The organism is Lentzea sp. NPDC051838 (assembly GCF_040681245.1).
Classification (GTDB): domain Bacteria; phylum Actinomycetota; class Actinomycetes; order Mycobacteriales; family Pseudonocardiaceae; genus Lentzea.
In genome coordinates, this window is sequence record NZ_JBFAYI010000048.1 from 1 (window position 1) to 16,758 (window position 16,758).

Annotated in this window: 13 protein-coding genes; 2 read left to right on the forward strand and 11 right to left on the reverse strand. The window is 67.1% G+C overall.

Annotated elements, in window-relative coordinates; translation table 11 throughout:
- Positions 1-274 precede the first annotated feature (274 nt).
- The gene (gene ndk / locus AB0M24_RS45270; RefSeq protein WP_363780945.1) at positions 275-685 is read right to left on the reverse strand and encodes a nucleoside-diphosphate kinase; all 411 of its coding nucleotides are present in this window, start codon (positions 683-685) and stop codon (positions 275-277) included.
- A gap of 117 nt (positions 686-802) precedes the next feature.
- On the opposite strand from ndk, the gene AB0M24_RS45275 reads away from it, so the two are divergent.
- Positions 803-1,420 (forward strand): hypothetical protein, encoded by a 618-nt coding sequence (locus AB0M24_RS45275; RefSeq protein ID WP_363780947.1) that lies wholly within the window; start codon positions 803-805, stop codon positions 1,418-1,420.
- On the opposite strand, the gene AB0M24_RS45280 is transcribed toward AB0M24_RS45275, so the two are convergent.
- The 10 genes from AB0M24_RS45280 to AB0M24_RS45325 all read right to left on the reverse strand — a co-directional run bounded on the left by AB0M24_RS45280 (position 1,417) and on the right by AB0M24_RS45325 (position 15,921).
- Positions 1,417-2,859, reverse strand: a complete 1,443-nt coding sequence (locus AB0M24_RS45280) for a DHA2 family efflux MFS transporter permease subunit (protein WP_363780949.1) — start codon at positions 2,857-2,859, stop codon at positions 1,417-1,419. The genes AB0M24_RS45275 and AB0M24_RS45280 overlap by 4 nt on opposite strands.
- Positions 2,860-2,899: 40 nt before the next feature.
- Entirely contained in the window at positions 2,900-3,382 is a 483-nt protein-coding gene (locus AB0M24_RS45285) for a MarR family winged helix-turn-helix transcriptional regulator (RefSeq protein WP_363780951.1), read from the reverse strand.
- Positions 3,383-3,431: 49 nt separating this feature from the next.
- Positions 3,432-8,807: a pullulanase-type alpha-1,6-glucosidase gene (gene pulA, locus AB0M24_RS45290; RefSeq protein ID WP_363780953.1), complete on the reverse strand. Its 5,376-nt coding sequence runs from the start codon at positions 8,805-8,807 to the stop codon at positions 3,432-3,434.
- A 94-nt stretch (positions 8,808-8,901) separates the two neighbouring features.
- On the reverse strand, positions 8,902-10,863 hold the full coding sequence (locus AB0M24_RS45295) for a hypothetical protein (protein WP_363780955.1): 1,962 nt from the start codon (positions 10,861-10,863) through the stop codon (positions 8,902-8,904).
- Positions 10,864-10,885: 22 nt separating this feature from the next.
- Entirely contained in the window at positions 10,886-12,394 is a 1,509-nt protein-coding gene (locus AB0M24_RS45300) for an alkaline phosphatase D family protein (RefSeq protein ID WP_363780957.1), read from the reverse strand.
- 51 nt (positions 12,395-12,445) lie between these two features.
- Complete coding sequence (locus AB0M24_RS45305; protein ID WP_363780959.1) at positions 12,446-12,883, reverse strand: hypothetical protein; 438 nt, start codon at positions 12,881-12,883, stop codon at positions 12,446-12,448.
- 150 nt (positions 12,884-13,033) lie between these two features.
- A complete protein-coding gene (locus tag AB0M24_RS45310) occupies positions 13,034-13,738 on the reverse strand; it encodes an ESX secretion-associated protein EspG (RefSeq protein ID WP_363780961.1) in 705 nt (234 codons plus the stop codon).
- Positions 13,735-15,012, reverse strand: a complete 1,278-nt coding sequence (locus tag AB0M24_RS45315; protein WP_363780963.1) for a PPE domain-containing protein — start codon at positions 15,010-15,012, stop codon at positions 13,735-13,737. The genes AB0M24_RS45310 and AB0M24_RS45315 overlap by 4 nt, the downstream gene beginning before the upstream one ends.
- Positions 15,009-15,611 carry a DUF3558 domain-containing protein gene (locus tag AB0M24_RS45320; protein WP_363780965.1) on the reverse strand — a complete coding sequence of 201 codons (603 nt, stop codon included), beginning with the start codon at positions 15,609-15,611 and terminating at the stop codon, positions 15,009-15,011. Before AB0M24_RS45320 ends, AB0M24_RS45315 begins: the two co-directional genes overlap by 4 nt.
- A 4-nt stretch (positions 15,612-15,615) precedes the next feature.
- Complete coding sequence (locus AB0M24_RS45325; protein ID WP_363780967.1) at positions 15,616-15,921, reverse strand: PE domain-containing protein; 306 nt, start codon at positions 15,919-15,921, stop codon at positions 15,616-15,618.
- 144 nt (positions 15,922-16,065) lie between these two features.
- Between AB0M24_RS45325 and AB0M24_RS45330 the strand changes: the two genes are divergently transcribed.
- Positions 16,066-16,758, forward strand: coding sequence for a hypothetical protein (locus tag AB0M24_RS45330; RefSeq protein WP_363780969.1), 693 nt, complete (start codon positions 16,066-16,068; stop codon positions 16,756-16,758).

Consider the following 16,758-nt stretch of genomic DNA (forward strand, 5'->3'; position numbering starts at 1 on the left):
GCTCCGCTACGACTCGTGACGGGACCCACCCCACCAACGCAAGCACCTACGCAACAGCAAGCCGCCCAAAGCAACAGGCGTGCCATCAACCCGCCCGCAGCGCTGGTGGGTCTTTGATCAGATTGGCGGGGTCTGGGGCAGAGCTCCCAGAACGCAACCGGAACGGCAGCACGGCACGCCCCCACCTACGAACACGAAACAGGCGCCCGCCAACACAGCCGGGGGACGACCTACGGACCCCACGCGCCGCGCCGACAGGCGCCTGAACCAACAATCAGAGGTTCGGGAACCAGATCTTGATCTCCCGCTCAGCCGACTCGGCAGAGTCCGACCCGTGCACGAGGTTGTACTGAACCTCAAGCCCGAAATCGCCACGAATCGTCCCAGGAGTGGCCTTCTCCACGGGGTCAGTCCCACCAGCAAGCTGACGGAAGGCGGGAATCGCGCGAGCACCCTCAACCACCAGAGCCACCAACGGCCCACCGGTGATGAAGTCCACCAGGTCGTTGTAGAACGACTTGCCGTCGTGCTCCGCGTAGTGCTGCTCAGCGGTAGCGCGGTCGGCGGTCCGCAGCTCCAGAGCGGCGAGCTTCAGCCCCTTGCGCTCGATCCGGGCGATCACCTCGCCAACGAGACCACGCTCAACGCCATCGGGCTTAACGAGAACCAGGGTGCGCTCGGACACGACGCCAAACTCCTCAAAACAGGTACAAACAGGTACGGGAAGTGCCGCCAAGGGTAACCGCGCACTCCCCGCACACCTCCGCAGGGCTGTGACCGCGGATACGCCATAGTTCGCAGCGTGAGTGCAAAGCACACCGGATCCGCCCTGACCGGCGCCGCGGTCCTCTTCGTACTGCTCAGGCTCCTCGCAGTCAGCCACTACGACTGGCACACAAGTTTCGCCCTGCTCCACACCCTGGAACTGGACGACGCCCCAGGCCTGTTCCTCGGCACCTTCATGGCCGACGACCGGATCAGCACGGTCCTGCTGATGATCGTCACCCCGGCGACGTTCTTCTTCTACTTCCGCACCCGCCAGGACCCGGAACGCGCCAACACGACGGCACTGCTCACGCTGATCGTCCTGGTAGCGCTGATGGTGTCGCACACGCTGACGTACCACCGGTGGTGGATGCCGCTCGGAGCAGTTGCGCTGGGCGTCGCGTTCGTACTGGCGATCCGGAACGCCCGCTGGCTGCTCAAATGGTTCGCCTGGATCCTCGCCGCCACAGCACTCGCGGTGGCGGCGATCGTCAGCACCCCGTGGGTCCCGAAGGAACGCATCAACGACGCCGAAGACGTCTACGTGTTCGAGACCAGCCCGGGCTTCCTGAAGGTCCTCAAAGCGCAGGACCGCAAGTTCACGATCCTGCGCACCGAGGACGTCCGCAAACGCGAAGAGCTAGCCGACCACTAGTGCACCAGCACGGGCTGCGACTCGGCGGCGACCGACACCTGCCGCAGCACGAACACCGCCAGTCCCAAGGCCACCGCGACCAACGACGCCGAGATCCAGAACGCCAGGTGGAAGCCCGAGGTCAACGCCTCCAGCCGGCCAACCCCTGAGGCAATCAGCGACGACGTGTACGAGGTCGAGGTGGTGGCCAGAACAGCCAACCCCAAAGCGCCACCCACCTGCGCGGTCGTGTTCACCAGACCAGATGCCAGACCGGCCTCGTCGTGCGAGGCGCCGGACATCGCCAGCGTCATCAGAGCCGGGAACGACAACCCCAGCCCGATGCCGAGAGGCGCCACCGCGGGCAGGATGTCGAAGACGTACGACCCGTCGACCGGCACCTGCGTGAACACGACCATGCCGACGAGCATGAACAAGAGTCCGACGATCAGCATGTTCCGCTCGCCGAACCGCGAGTTCAGGCGCGCCGACAGCGACACCGAGAACACCGCGATCGCGCCGGCGACCGGCATGAAGGCGAGGCCGATCTCCAAGGGCGAGTAGGCGAGCACGAGCTGCATGTAGAGCGTGCCCAGGAAGAACAGCCCGAACATGCCGGCGACCATCGAGATCTGCACGAGGTTCGCGCCGGTCACGTTGCGAGACCGGAACACCCTCAACGGCAGCAACGGTTTCGCGGCAGTCCGTTGCCGCACAACGAATCCGACCAGCAACGCCAGAGCGACAGCGCCCAGCCCCAAAGTCTGCACCGAGCCGAAGCCGTAGTGCTCGGCCTTGACGATCGTGTACACGCCGAGCATCACCGCGGCCACGATCAGCAGCGCGCCAAGAACATCCGCACCTTCGCGCAGTCCGAGACCAACCGACGAAGGCACCAACCGAACAGCGGCCACCGCGGCCACGATGCCGATCGGGATGTTCACGAAGAAGATCCAGTGCCACGACATGGCGTCCGTCAGCACACCGCCGAGCAACAGGCCGATGGACGCACCGGCAGCAGCGACGAAGCTGAAGATGCCGATGGCACGCCTCTGCTCGTCAGGCTTCGGGAACATCGTCACGACCATGCCCAGCGTCACGGACGTGGCCAGCGCGCCGCCCGCACCCTGCACGAAGCGCGACACGATCAGCATCTCGGAGCTGAACGAGACCCCGCACAGCAGCGAGGCGACGGTGAAGACGCCGAGGCCGATCAGGAACACCTTCTTGTGCCCGATCAGGTCGCCCAGACGTCCGGCGAGCAGCAGCAGACCGCCGTAGGCGATCAGGTACGCGTTCACGACCCAGGCCAGCCCGGCCTGGCCGAACTTGAGGTCTTCCTCGATCGCGGGCAGCGCGACGTTCACGATCGTCTGGTCGAGAACGATCATCAGCATGCCCGCGCACAGGACGATCAGCGCCAGCCAGCGCGAGTCCGTCTTCGGTCCCCCTGTATCCATAAGAGGAACCGTAACAGATAGTTTTGTACGGGACTATCTTTTAGCCAACGGCATGACGCAGAGCACGCTTGCGCGGCGGCTTCTCGCACGGCATCGGGGTGCTCAGACGGCCTTCAAGCAGTCGCGTCAGGCCGTTGACCAGGCCTTCTCGTTCGTCGACCGGCAGTGAGCCCAGGACGCTCTCGTAGACCTCGGCGACCACCCGGTCGGCCTTCTCGGTGATCGCGCGGCCTGCGTCGGTCACCGCGATGACGCGCGCACGACGGTCGGTGGGCGACGGCTTGCGCTCGGCGAACCCGGCCTGCTCCAGGGCGTCCATGGTCACGACCATGGTCGTCTTGTCGATGCTGACGTCGTCGGCGATCTCCGACTGCGTGCGCTCAGCGGCCAAAGCGCTGGACAGAACGCAGCGGGCTCGCGGAGTCAGTCCGATCTCCGCGAGCCGCGCCGTCAGTTCGGTCTCCAGCGCATGCCCGGTCAGATGCAGCAGCATCATCAGGTCAGTACACCCCGTCGTGCCCATGAGCACTACGGTACCGAATCTTCTCGACTAAAACGATTTGTCCAGCGGACTACCTCTCCAGCACGACGACCGACCGCGCGGCGCCCACCCGCTTTTCGCTGGTCACCGGCTTCCAGTCACCCGGAGGCAGGACAACAGCCTTGTCCGTCGGATACGGGTTGATCACCACCACAAGACCCCGCCGACCAGGATCAACGTCCGGTCCGACGGTGTCGTCGATGTGCATGACGATCACACCGGACTCAGCGGCCGGGAACGACACCTTCTGCTGCACCAGGTCGGCGGAGCCCAGCGAGAACAGCGGAGACGACTTCCGGATCCGCAGCAGTTCGAGGGTCGCGTCCAGCGACGCCTTCATGTCCGCCGACGAGGGCTTCGGCCCGGACAGCAACGGCTTCGCGTACGGCCACTTCGACTCGTTGTCGGCCTTGGGCGGCAACCCGCGACCGAAACCGTTGTCGCGCAACGACGGGTCGTAGGCGTTGAACCAGTCACCCGAGTCGAAGCTGTTGCGGTCCAACGACTTCGAACGCAGGAACTCGGTACCGGCGTGCACGAACGGCCGCCCCTGCCCGAGCAGCGCCGGAGCCAGCGACACCGTCTGCATCTTCACGCGATCAGCCATCGAGGTCTCGGGCTTCAGCTTGTACGTCAACGCGTCGAACAACGTCTCGTTGTCGTGCGCATCCACGTACGTGATGGCCTCCAACGGCTGCCCGGTGTACCCGGCGGCAGACCCGTTGTACTTGACATCCCGACCCGCAACCACCGGTCCGGCGGTCGACTGGAAACGGTAAGCAGCCATGTTGCCGGCCATGCCCAGCTTCACCAGGTCGCTGTAGTTCTCCAGCCGCGCGGCCACGTTCCCGTTGGCGGGCGAGGAGTTCACGTCGCCGGCCAGCCCGGAGCCGATGCCCTGCACCCGCGGGTCGTCGTCGAACGGCCCACCGCCACGAACGGCGTCGCGCAACCGGTCGCTGAACGTCCCGACGCCCGTGCCGGCCATGTTCGCCTGCGTGGCCTGCTCGAACCGGGCGTTGCCGGCGACCTCGCCGAAGTCCCAGCCCTCGCCGTAGACGCCGATCTTGCGCCCGTCCACGCCGTCCTTCTCCACGGTCAGCGCGTCCAGAGCCGCCCGCACCGCGACGATGTTCGCCTTCGGGTGGTGGCCCATCAGGTCGAACCGGAACCCGTCGACCTTGTAGTTGCGCGCCCACCGCACGACCGAGTCGACCACGAGCTTGCCCATCATCGCGTTCTCGGTCGCGGTGTTCGCGCAGCACGTGGAGTTCGCGACCGACCCGTCGAGGTTGAGCCGCTGGTAGTAGCCGGGCACGACCTTGTCGAGCACCGACGTCGGTGCGTCACCAGCGGCAGCCGTGTGGTTGTAGACGACGTCCACCACCACGCGGTTGCCGTTGTCGTGCAACGACTTCACCATCTCGCGGTACTGCTTCGAGCGCGCCCAGCCGTTCTGCGCGTCCTCCGTCGCGTACGAGCCCTCGGGCACGTCGTAGTGGAACGGGTCGTAGCCCCAGTTGAAGCCGTCACGACCAGCGACCGCACCCACACACGCCTGCTGAGCGTCGGAATCCGGAGCCAGCGAAGGCAGGTCACACGCGGGCGTTGCCTGGTCGGAACGCTTCTCGGGGATCGTCGCGATGTCGAACGTCGGCAGCAGGTGCACGGTGTCCATCCCCGCCGCGGCCAACGCGTTGAGGTGCTTCATGCCCACGGAGTCGCGGTGCGTGAACGCCTTGTACGTACCGCGCTCCCCTGCAGGAACGGACTGGTCGTTGATCGAGAAGTCGCGTACGTGCAGCTCGGTGATCGCACCACCGATGCCGCGAGCGACGTCCTTCGACCAACCACCAGGCTGCGTCTTCGGGTCGCGCAGATCCGCGAACTGCGAGTGCGTCGAGTTCACCGACAGCGCCACCGAGTACGGGTCGGTGACCACGACCGTGCGCTGCCAGTTGGTGACCTCGAACTGGTAGTACTTGTTCTTCCAGTTCCCCTTGGCGGACCACGAACCCGACGCGTCGTCGCGCTTCAGGTCCACGATCTTCGGCTCACCGGACGGCTGGTCGAACACCCGCAACCGAACGTTCTGAGCGGTCGGCGCCCACAACCGCACGGTCACGCAGTCGCCGTCGAACGTCGGCCCGAACGCCAGTTTCGTTGCCGCGGCGGCATAACGGTCGTCGAGGACGCCCGCGATCTGCACGCCCGTCCGATGCCGGATCGCACCACCCGCGTCGACGTGCACGGCGGAGAGCTTGTCCCGCAACGCCTCGTCGACGAACCCGCGCACCGCGAACACCGGCTTGCCGCGCAGATGCGGGAACTGCGCCGGAACCTCGTCAGAAGTAGGACTGAGGCGCAGCACCCGTGAGCCGTACTCGAGCCGGTATCCGTCGGATTGCACGGACGGCACGTCCCAGACGACCTTGTCCTTCGAGATCCAGATCGCCTTCGACTTGGTCAGGTCGTCGTCGGCGGCGGGACCGGCGTTGGGCGGCAGCAGGTAGGTCTCCTTGCCCTGCAACTGCCACACCTCGTTCCCCTTCTGGCCCAGGTCGAGGAACTGGTCGGGCCCGGGATCCTTGGTGTCGCCGCGGTGGATGATGTAGCTCAGCCCGGCCGCACCGGCTGCGAGCGGCACCGACCAGTAGACGCCATAAGCGTCCCGCCCGTCCGGCACCCGCGACTGGTTCCAGCCCGGCGACGGCTCCGCGGAGCCCGTCCAGTGGTACATCGTCCAGTCGGTGTAGTCGCCGTCCGCCCGGTTGTAGTGGATCACCGCCCGGTTCTCGGCGGCGGCCTTCGTAGCGTGCACCTTGCCGCCCGCGACCCACGAGTGGCCACTCGTGAACTTGCCCGACGCCTCCACGGTCGTCCCTCGCACCACGGAGAAGTCGGTGGTGGGCGGTAGTTCAGCAATACCATTCGACACTGGAACATCCGGCCGACCTGCGACACGAACCACGACACCGGTCGAGTCACCGACGTAGTGCACGACCGCCTTGCCGGTAGCGGCCTGCTCCGAGGCGTAGACCGGCGTCTGACCCTGCTTCAGCCACACCTCGGGCGTCACGCTCGGATCCACGAACCGGTCGACCGACGTGTCCTTCTCGTCGCCCTTGTGCGCGATGATCCCGACGGACTTGGCACCCGGCTTCAGCTTGATCCACGCGAAGCGCCCGTAGGCGTCCTCACCGGCGAACGGCAGCGGCGCGTTCCAGTCGACCGGCGTCTCGATGTCACCCCAGGCGTGCAGACCCCAGCCGTCGTACGAGTCCCGCTGGTAGTGCACGACCAGCCAGTCCGGGTTCCTCGTGCCGGGATCGGGGATCGGCGGCGCGGCCACGAGCGACACGAACGCGCCGTCCGCACCGATCTCGCCGGACTTCGCGACCACGCGCAGCTCGACGCGCTTGCCGACCGCAGCACCCGGAAGTGCCGCCAGGTCCGCGAAAACGCGGTAGGGAGCAGCGTCGTCGGTGCCGAGCACGGTCCAGTCGCTCGTGCCCTCGACGCGCGCCGCGAAGGTCGCCGCGGCGTTGGGCGTGCCGATGCCGTCCGCGCGGAGCTCGACGCGCTTGTCCAGCACGGTTCCGGCGGCCGGAGCGACCAGCACCGGCGCGGGCTTCGACGCGACGACATCGCTGGTTCCCTTGAGCACCAACGACGACAACGCGGGCACCGTCACCGTGACACGGCCGTTCTGGACGGGCGCGTTCTCGAACCCAGCTGAAGAAACCGGCACGGTCACGGTCGCGGGCGAGGTACCCGCGTTGGCCACGACGAGGTGCTCGCGGCCGAGAATCCGGCTGAACGCGAACACGTCACCGTCGGCGTACCGCAGCACCTGGTTGCCGTCCCGCCACACCGGGTCCTGGTCGACCTGCGCCGCCAGTGCCTTGAGCTGCTGGTACAGCGGATGCGCGGTGTTGTAGTTGTCAACAGCGCCCGTGCGGTCGGAGCCGACCAGCTTCTCCGCCATGTACTCCGGCGTCTTCGAGGCGAACATGTCCTGGCGGGCCAGCTTGTCGCCGCCCGTACCCGCGAAGCCCTGCTCGTCGCCGTAGTAGACGACCGGGTTGCCACGCCACAGGTACATCAGCTGGTTGCCGAGCTTGAGCCGTTGCAGAAGCTCGTCGTCCGAGATGCCCGGCCGGTCGTTGCGGATCATCCACGCGATGCGGCCCATGTCGTGGTTGCCCAGGAACGTGGGCAGGGAGGACGCGTTGGAGTCGGCGTCGGTGTAGCGGTCGTCGTCGAGCAGCACCTCGCCCAGGCGCTGGGAACCCTTGCCGGACAGGAAGCTCAGCGCGCTGCTCTGGAACGGGAAGTCGAGCGTGGCCTGCATGCGCCCGGTCGTCGTGTACTTCGAGGTGTTCTCCGGTGAGGAGTCGAAGACCTCGCCGAACACGAAGAAGTCCTTCTTGCCCTTGCGGTTCGCGTACTGCTTCACGTGCGGCGCAAGCGCTTGCCAGAACTCGATGTTGACGTGCTTGACCGTGTCGACGCGGTAGCCGTCGATGTCGAGCGTGTCGATCCAGCTCGTGAAGATGTCCTTCATGCCGTTGACCACGCGCGGGTGCTCGGTCATCAGGTCGTCGAGGCCGGAGAAGTCGCCCTGCTCGCTCGACTCGCCGGAGAACGTCGAGTCGCCGCGGTTGTGGTAGAGCGTGGAGTCGTTGAGCCACAACGGGTACTTCGTCGGGCCCTGACGCACCGGCGTGTACGGGAAGGACTTCTTCGCGTCGAGCTTCGGGAAGTCCTTGCTGCCCGCGTAGTCCGAGATGTTGAACGGCTTGCCGTCAGCGTCCAGGTACGGCTGCGCGCCCGTGGACACGTACGAGGTCTTGTTCTCGGCGTACTTGATCACGTCGGCGGTGTGGTTCGCGACGATGTCGAAGAACACCTTGATGCCGCGACGATGCGCGTCCCGGATCAGGTCGCGCATGTCCTGCACGGTGCCGAAGTGCGGGTCCAGCTTGGTGAAGTCGACGGTCCAGTAACCGTGGTACGCGGCCGAGTCGCCCTGCACCCACTGGTTGAGGAACATCGGCGTCATCCAGATCGCGGTGATGCCCATGCCGTCGAGGTAGTCGAGCTTCGAGTGCAGGCCCTTGAGGTCGCCGCCGTGGTAGAAGCCCTTGTCGGCGGGGTTGAAGCCGTCCTTGTCGTTGCGCTTCTCGCCGTTCGCGAACCGGTCGGGCATCACGAAGTAGAAGCGCTCACCTCGCAGGTCGTCGCGCTTCGGTGGCAACGCGAGTTTCGCGTCCCCGTCGCGCACACCGGGCGCTATGTCCACCACCTCCCCCACAGCCAGGCGTTGCTTCGGTTGAGCAACGGCCTGGACCGGTGTCAGCGGTAGTAGCACCAGTGCAGCGAGCGCGGCGACGACCCGACGCATCGCGACCTCCTTGTCGCAACTTCTTGCAGGGTTGCTGCACGAAACCACGACAAACGGCGGGAAACAATACGTCGGGCCTTGCAAATATTTGCGATCAGCGCGTCGGCCGGTGGTACGTGGGCACTGCGTGGAGGGGGTGGATGCCCCAGTCGTTGAGCGCCTGGAGTGCGAGCGGCCCGAGCCCGACGATCGTCCCCGGCTCCCCCGGCCCCTCCAGCGTGGGCAGGCCGTTGAACTGCGTGTTCGCCGACGGTGCCGGCGAGGCGGACGCGACCGCGGTCGGGTCGTCGTCGAAGAAACCGTGGACGCCGAGGAACACCTGCGGGTCCTGACGCAGGTCGTTCTCCAGCAGCTCGACGAAGACGTGCTCGCTGCGTTTCGCCGCCATGTACACGCTTCGGCCGAGCCGCTGGAACGACTCCTCGCAGGCTTCCGGCGTGGCCGCGGCCATCGCCTCCTCCTGGCTCACCCGCACCAGCGCGGACTTGGTGCCCGACGTTGAGCCGTCGTCGCTGTAGCGGCCGGGGATGAGCAGCTCGCCGCTGTGCTGGTCGATCAGCACCACGTCGCGGAACCGGTGGCCCGGCGAGTGGGTGCGCGCCAGCCCACCGAACCCGAGCCGGTCGGCCAGGTCGGTGTCGGGCAGCCGCCAGTACGTCCGCTGGTCCCCGACCTGCAACGCGACGTAGCCGCCGACGGACATGCCCGGCACCGCGGTGACGAGTTGGCCGGAGAACTGCGCGCGCACCTCGTCGGTGACGCTCTCGGGAGTGCCTTGGGCCTCGATCGACCCCTTCCAGCGGTTGAAGGTGATCGCCATGTCGAGCGGGTGCGGGCCCCATTCGAGCATCGCGGCCAGCGCCAGTTCGCCGATGCCCTGAGCGGCTGCCCGCGAGACCGGCGCGTTGATACCGGGGCCGCCCTTGAACGGTGTGTTCACCGACGGTGCCGGGGCGCACGAGACCAGGACGATGTCCTCGCCGTCGCGGTACTGCATGGCCATCAGCGCGTACGGCTCGACCTGCTCGCCCTGGTTCACGATCGGTTCCAGCGTGAGGTACTCGCTGCGGCCGTTGGCGATCTCGATCATCCGGCCGACCCAGCGGTAGGCCTCCTTGAGCGCCTCGGGCGTGACGGCCGCGTACGCCTCTTCCCTGCTGACCTGCTGCAGACCGAGCTGGATGCCGAGCGTGGCGCCGTCGGTCATGAAGCGGTCCATCATCAACGCGCTGCCGGACTGCTCGTCGACCATGACCATCTCGCGGAACCGGCCCTGGCTCATCGGGGAGCGGCCGAGGGTTCCGCGTGCGAGGCGGTGTTGCAGTGCGCCGTCGAGGGTCTTCCAGTACGTCGTGCGTTCGCCGATCTGCAACGCGAGGTAGCCCGCGACCGGGACGCCGCAGGTCGCGGTCATCAGCTGGGAGTTGAAGATCTCGGCGACCTCGGGCGGCACCTCCGGCTGCTGCGGTTGACCGGGCTGGAACGGCGGCAGCGCGGCGAACTCCGGGTCGAGCCGTGCGGTGCGCACGACGTGGTGGGCCCACGCTCGGGCGCGGGAGAGCGGGTGATCCGGGAACCGGCTGTCGTACCGCGGGTCGTCGCCCGCGTGGAACGGCAGCCGGCCTTGCAGCTGAGGCGCGTACGGGTGCTGCATGATCCAGCGCTCGAACCCGACCTCCGGCGCCAGCACGCCCTCGCGCATGCCCGTGACCTGGCCTTCCGCCGCGATCAGCTGCAACACCGCGCTGCCGTTCGCCTTCGGAACCGTGAACGAGCACAGGAAAGCCTGCCCGGCGGGGCGGTTCGGCAGCGGCACCTTGATGATCCGCAGCAGCGCGGGCACACCCGCGAGCTGGACGACGTGCGCCTCGATCAGACAGCCGTCCTTGGCGTGGATCTCAGCCAGGTCGTGCCTGAGTCTGGGCAGGTCGTCCAGCGCGGCGGGCAGGTCGGGGACCAGGTCGTAGTAGGTGAGATCTACGTGGTCCCCGTTGCCGTGCTTCCAGGTCTTCTGGTCGAGCTGGCGGAATCCGGTGGTGTCGAACGAGATGGGCACGCACCCGACCCTATTGCGGTTGCTACGCGGCTTTCAGCGTTTTGGACCAGAGCGCTGCGCCGGTTGCGTCACGCAGCCAGACGGTGAGCTCGTGCCGGTTCGCCTGGACCTCGCCGAAGTGCTGGAAACCGTCGAGCGGCGTGGTGTTCGGCGCGGGCGGCGCGTGCACGAAGACCGCCTGCGGGCCGAACGTCGGGTCGAGCGTGTTCGGGCCGAACGCACCCGCGTGCGCCGGGCCGGACACGAACTCCCAGAACGGGTCGAAGTCGCCCACGGCCGCGCGGTCCGGCGAGTAGTGGTGCGCCGCCGTGTAGTGGACGTCCGCGGTGAGCCAGACGGTGTTGCGGACCTTGCGCTTCTTGAGCTCGCGCAACACCCACGCGATCTCGTGCTCACGGCCGTTGGGCGCGCCCGGCAGGCCGTTGGCGACGCCCTCGATGTCCACGCCGTCCGGGACGGTGAGGCCGATCGGCAGGTCCGCCGCGATGATCTTCCACGTGGCGGTGCTGCGCGCCAGGCTGTCGACGAGCCACTTCGCCTGCTTCTCGCCGAGGATCACACCCGGCTTGTCCTTGGGCGAGGTGTTCTTGTCCTTGTACGTGCGCATGTCGAGCACGAAGATCTCGACGTTGCGGCCGTAGGAGAACTTCCGGTAGACGCGGCCGTCGACAGCCTTGTGCCGGTCGAGCGGCATCCACTCGTGGAACGCCTGGAAAGCGCGCTGTGCCAACACATCTACGCGCTTCTCGGTGTACTGCGGGAGGTCGAGGATCTCGCCGGGGTACCAGTTGTTCGTAACTTCATGATCATCCCACTGGGCGAACGTGGGAACCTGGGCGGCGAAGCGCTTCAGGTTGTCGTCCAACAGGTTGTAGGCGAACTGGCCGCGGTACTCGTCGAGCGTTTCGGCCACTTTGGACTTCTCGGGCGTGACGACGTTGCGCCAGATCCGGCCGTCCGGGAGCGTCACCTGTGGCTGCATCGGGCCGTCGGAGTAGACGCTGTCGCCGCTGTGGATGAAGAAGTCGGGCTTGCGGTCGGCCATGGCCTTGAAGATCGGCATGCCACCGATGTCGGGGTTGATGCCCCAGCCCTGGCCCGCGACGTCACCGGACCACACGAAGCTGACCTGGTCGCGGCCGAGCGGGGCGGTGCTGAAGCTGCCGGTGACGGGCTCGCTGCAGGTGCGGCCGTGCAGGTCCTCGGCCGTGACGCGGTAGTAGGCGGTGCGGCCGGGCAGCAGGTGACCGACCCTGACCTGTCCCGTGCCACCGGTCTCCGGCGTGAGCAGCGGGCCGCGAATGTGGCGGGAGAGGCGGAACTTCGGGTCGTTGGACACCTCGACGAGCATCCGGGAAGGACGGTCCGCGCGGGTCCAGACGATGCCACCGTCCCAGGTGACGTCGCCGGACTGGACGCCGTGGGTGAGAACGGGACGGTCGGTCTTGGCGAGGCTGACGCCACTCGGCACCAGGGCTGCGGCCGTGCCGAGTGCGCCTGCCTTGAACAACGTGCGACGGTCGAAGGTCATGCGCGGTTTCTAGTCGGCGATGCTGACCGGCCGCCGAACCCGAGGTGAACTTCAGCAGCGCTTGTCCGTCGCGCCCCACACGTAGTCGGTGACGCCGGAGCCGGTGCGGATCGTGGCGACGGCCTTGGTGCACTTGTCCAGCGTCGCCGCGCCCTTGCCCCACAGCTCCTGCTTGCCGGTGGCCTCGCCGCCGCCGTGGGGGATCTCCTCGCCGCCGCTGAACTCCGCGATCCAGTTGCTGACGCTCACGTTGCGGTGGCTCGAGTAGTACGAGTCCCACACCCACAGGTAGGGGTAGTTCTTGCCGCAGCCGGCGAACTGCTTGACGGAGCCGATCTGCTTGCCTTGGAAGGTGATGGCTCCGGTGGAGCCGATCTGCTTGGCGCTCGGGCAACCGGGGACGGTCTCGGCCGCGTTGGCGGTGCCGGAGATCCCGACGGACAGCAGCGTCGCGGCCAGTGCGGCGGCGAGGGCAAGTGGCTTTCTCACAGCCGCGACGCTGGTGCAGTCCGGTTATGCGGCGGTAAATCCCTTTGTAGTGGTGTGGCCCGGAACGTAGCTGGGCAATTCGCGGTCAGACGGGTGCCGCGAGGTGCCCTGCTGAGCGTGAATTACCCCGCCACGTTCCGGGTCGCGCCACTACGTCAGGCGCTTCAGCCAGTCGGTGATGATCTGGCGCGACGCGGGCGTGGCGTGCACCCACGTCTGGTGGTTCTGGTCGGTGTACTTGACCACGAGCCAGCGGCCGTCCTCGAAGTCGATCGTGGTGAGGAAGGTCTTGGCCCGCTGCCGGCCCTCGCCGTTGCGCTTGGCCGCGTACAGCTTCGCCGTGCCCTTGCGAGGCTGGGCGAGCAGCTGGCGCAGCGAGATCGACGGCGACGCCTTGCCCGGCTGGTGGACGTTGATCTCCGACTCGTGCACGTTGATCGACGCGCCGCGCCCCGCCGGGACGTCCGGCAGCTGCATCGCGAGCACCTCCGGCGCGTTCTCCGGCCGGATCGGGTGCAGCTGCACGAACCCGTTGTCGTGCACGGCGAGAACACCGTGCTGCGAGTTCGCCGCGACCACCACGGGCTTCGTCTCCTCCGGCGTGACCGCGATCCACGCCGAGTAGTCCTGCTCCGCCTTGGCGATCAGGTGCAACGTGCCCCGCACGTCCGGATGATCGAGCCCGACCCGGCGCAGCTCGCCGATGACGTCGCGCTCGATCAGCGCGCGCTCGTCCTCGGTCTCACCGGGCGACTCGACCGACAGCGCGGGGTGGTACTCGCCCAGCCGTTCCTGCTTCCACAGCACGTCGAACGCGAGGTCGGACAGCTGAATGGACGAACGCAGCACGCTCACCCCCCGATCGTCGGCGGCGCGACCATCGGCATGTCACCGATGATCTCGTTGGTGTTCTCCTCGGTGACCAGGTAGTCGGCCGACTTGTGCTCCAGGTCGTCCTCCCCCTGCCCCTTCTGGCCGTGGCCGCCCATGCCGCCCATACCCGCGGCACCACCCCGGCCCGCAGCACCCGCGGCACCACCGCGACCGGCCGCGTTCGGCCCGGTCTCTCCCATGCCGCCGAACACGCCGGACTTGCCACCGGGCTGCTGACCGCTGCTGCTGCCGGTGCCGACGCCGCCGAGCCCGCCTTTGCCTGCCGCGGAGCCGGACCCGCCACCGAACTTGCCCGCAGCACCGCCACCACCGGGGCCTCTGCCCGCACCGCCACCGGGACCACGCCCGCTGCCGCCGGGGCCGTTCAGACCGGGGGTGACGGGCACGCCGATGGGCGGGATGCCCGTGTTCGGCGGCCGGTCGATCACGCTGCCGACGGGCGGCTTGCCACCGGGGAGCTCGGTCCTCAGAGGACTGTTGACGTCGCCGCCGACGGCCTGGGACGTCGTGGTGTCGTTGCCGCCGGTGATGCTGCCGGGCGGGGTCCACGTGCTGCCGGTCGTGCCCTGTGGGTCACCCGTCGAGCTCGGAAAGGTCGGCGTGCCCTTCGGCATGCCGGTGGTGCCGACGTTGGTGCCAGGCTTGTCGATGCCACCGTTGTCGTTGTTGTTGATGACCTCGACGTTGAGGGTGTCCGCCGTGACGCCGGGGAACTGCTTCGGCAGCTCACTGCGGTTGGTGTTGCTCGCGCTCTGGAACTCCTTGTAGACGTTCCGGTTGTGGTTCTCATCGCCGTTGTAGGCGTTGACCGCGTCCTCGGTGTCCGTGTCCCACGGCGTCGCGTCGTCCCAGAAGCCCGTTTCCGGCTTGTTCTCCGGCATGTTCTTGAGCTGCGACTTGTTGTGGTTGAACTGGTAGACCTGGTTGGAGATCGAGTGGTCGGCCTGCCGCAGCGCGTCCTGCATCTGGATCATGGCCTGGTTGATGGGGTTCGCGGCGGCCTGAGCGGCGTCCGCGCTGGCCCCGGTCCACGTCTCACCGAGCGTCTCACCGACCCTCTTGAGCCTGGCCTCGACACCGGCATAGGTGCGCTCCAGCTCCGATGCCTTGTCCGCGGCGCGCTGCGCCGGCGCGGTGCCCGGTCCCCCGTGCATCTGGGCGTAGATCTGATGCCCCGTGAACGCTTCCGCGCGGGAGGTGTCCTCGGAGAAACAACTGGGCGCGGGCCGTGTCATTTCACACCTGCCTTGATCGTCGTGATTGCCTGGTTCGCGAACTCGGTCACCCCAGCGCACGGGTCCGCGAAGTACTTGCTCTTCTCATCGCTGAGGAAGGTGAAGAGGATCGCCCGCTCGTCGGAGGCGCCGACGGTGAGCTCGCAGTTGCCTTCCTTGCGCCGGTCGGAGAGGAGGGAGACGATCGCTGGGTAGCCCTGGATCGCGGGACGCTCCTCGAACACGCCGAACGTGTCCTTCTTGGCGTACTGGGAATCGAGGGTCGTCCCCGCCGGGAGGATCGACATGCCGACGGACATCTCCGCGGCGGTGAGCGAGCCTGACCACTGGCAGGCGGCACCAAGAGCAGAGGAGTTCGGCGACCCGGTGACGCCGGGCAGACCATAAGCCGTCAGCTGAGCCGCGGTGACCACGTTGCACGGAGCACCTTCGGCAGCCGTCAGGTTGAGCGGGTTCGAGACCTTGGGCGCTCCGCCACCCTGGCTGGTGCTGGTCGGCTGGGTCGCGTTCGTCGGCGTACCGGTGGTGCCGTTACCGGTGCTGCAGCCCGCCAGCAGTGCGAGCGCGGCGGTACCGGCGACGATCGTTCGGATGCGCAACTGCTCAGTCCTTCGGCTTGAGGTTTGCCTGGTTGCCGTGCTCTGTCTGCTCGTACTGGGTGAGCGTGGCCCTGAGGTTCTCGATGCGGGTCTTGAGCGTCTTGCGCAGCTGCTCGTTCGACTTCTGGTGCGCGTCGCCAGAGGTGACCGCCCAGTTGTTGTAGACCTTGCTCGGCATGTCGAGCCCAGCGGCCTCGACCCTCACCAGCTCCTCGCCGGCGAGGTGTGCCTTCTCGAGGTCGAGGTAGATGGACTCGTACTCCTTGATGGCAGCGCGCAGTGTCTCGAGGTCGACCTTGGTCCCGCTCATCCCCAGTACCCTTCCCCACGCAGATTCGTGCGTTAAGCAGCATAGCGCCGGGTCAGGGGCCTTGTCCGGGCTTCACGGCACGATCGGGTGAACAAGGCGAAGTGTCACCACGACATTGCGACAAGTGAGGGTACGAAGTGCTGCATGCTTCGTTCATTGGCGCTTTTCGTCAGCGCCGCAATGCTGCTCGCCTCGTGTTCGTCGGTGGAACCGAAAGCTGTTCCGGCCAAGATCAAGCCGCCGACGCCTGCCGTCGGGCCGCAGGGGAACTGCGAGAACGTGCTCACGGGTGATCCGGAGTCGTGTGTCGCGTGGACCGCGCCCGAACCGCACGGCTTCGCGTTGGTGCTGCCGATCAACGCCGAGGAAGCGGGCGTGGGTAAGGGTGTGCAGTGGGGTCCGTATTACTGGTGTGCCGCCATCAGTGACGATGTCGCCGAGAAAGTTCTGGGTACGAAAGACGTCATCCGGGTGGTGTCCAGCAAGTTCTATTGCCAAATTGCGGTCAGCAGGAAGACCGGCCTCAACAACACTCTGAGTATTTATCTGTCGCCGTACGAGCCCGGAAATGCCTCGTACGACTGGTTCGTGGAGCCGAACCCGCTGGGCACGGTCACTCAGGTGAAGGGGCGCAAGGCCGTGCGCACCGAGTGGCAGCGGTTCACGGGGTCGGACCAGGCCTCCTACACGATCGAGATCCCGGGCCACGGCTCGGCGTGGAGCGTCGACCTGCGCCGGAGCAGTGACTCCAGGACCCCGTTCACCGCTGACTACGACGACGCTGATCGGCGGGTGCTGGTCGCGGCCGACGCGTTGATGGCTTACGACCGGACGTGA

Bases quoted from the DNA above. Each gene is read 5' to 3' on its own strand.
- AB0M24_RS45280 (WP_363780949.1), bottom strand. From the start codon at position 2,859: ATGGATACAGGGGGACCGAAGACGGACTCGCGCTGGCTGGCGCTGATC.
- AB0M24_RS45330 (WP_363780969.1), top strand. From the start codon at position 16,066: ATGCTTCGTTCATTGGCGCTTTTCGTCAGCGCCGCAATGCTGCTCGCC.
- AB0M24_RS45325 (WP_363780967.1), bottom strand. From the start codon at position 15,921: ATGAGCGGGACCAAGGTCGACCTCGAGACACTGCGCGCTGCCATCAAG.
- AB0M24_RS45315 (WP_363780963.1), bottom strand. From the start codon at position 15,012: ATGACACGGCCCGCGCCCAGTTGTTTCTCCGAGGACACCTCCCGCGCG.
- AB0M24_RS45300 (WP_363780957.1), bottom strand. From the start codon at position 12,394: ATGACCTTCGACCGTCGCACGTTGTTCAAGGCAGGCGCACTCGGCACG.
- AB0M24_RS45285 (WP_363780951.1), bottom strand. From the start codon at position 3,382: ATGGGCACGACGGGGTGTACTGACCTGATGATGCTGCTGCATCTGACC.
- pulA (WP_363780953.1), bottom strand. From the start codon at position 8,807: ATGCGTCGGGTCGTCGCCGCGCTCGCTGCACTGGTGCTACTACCGCTG.